Genomic DNA, 742 nt, shown 5'->3' on the forward strand with positions numbered 1-742 from the left:
CTTCCAATTTGTCTGCTTTTGAGTATGGGTATGGAGCCGAACTCGATTATACTGCACTGGAAGCAGGTATTTTACTAAAGGAAATTGAAAGTTTGTACAGCCGTACATTCTTTGGGATGATGGGAACCTATGGAAGCCTCTCTCTACAGCCTCAAAATGTAGCACAAAGTAAAAAGAGCACATTTGATAAATGGTCTGTTGCTGCTTATGGAAGTCTCCAGCATGATACCGGTTTCTACATGGATGGAGTATTCTCTTATGGTCTGTTTAGGGGTGATGTTCTTACCCTTGCACGAGGCAAGGTTGTAGCGTTAAAGGGTAAACAGTTTAGCGGTTCTTTAACGAGTGGCAGAACGTTTGCAACAGGGTATAAAGGTGTTATTTTTGATCCGCAGATTCAGGTTGTTTATCAGCATCTTCAGTTTAATCCAGCATATGATGTTGATAATATTGATGTTGATTTAGGGAATTTTCATCAATGGGTGGGGCGTGTTGGTGGGCGTTTAAGCAAGACACTTAATGTTTCTGAAGAGGGACGTGTCGTTTCTTTTTATAGTAAGCTTTCTTATTTGCATAGTTTTGAAGATAAGCAATTTGTTTCTTTTAAAAACGATTTCCAATTAGGTTTTTTTGGTTCTTTTTTGGAAGCAGGTCTTGGGTTTAATGCTCGTCTTTCTTCAAAACTTTCTCTTTATGGAGATTTAACTTATCAGCATAAATTTAAGAAAGTTGGTTTTTCTGG

Annotated in this window: 1 protein-coding gene; it reads left to right on the top strand. The window is 38.1% G+C overall.

Annotated features, from left to right (window positions below; genetic code table 11):
• Window positions 1-742 (top strand): autotransporter outer membrane beta-barrel domain-containing protein (locus tag ACFIJS_RS09155; protein WP_375651313.1); only part of this gene is annotated, 742 nt, incomplete at both ends.

This window comes from Bartonella sp. OT172YNZD (genome assembly GCF_042193725.1).
In the GTDB taxonomy this organism is placed as follows: Bacteria; Pseudomonadota; Alphaproteobacteria; order Rhizobiales; family Rhizobiaceae; genus Bartonella; species Bartonella grahamii_A.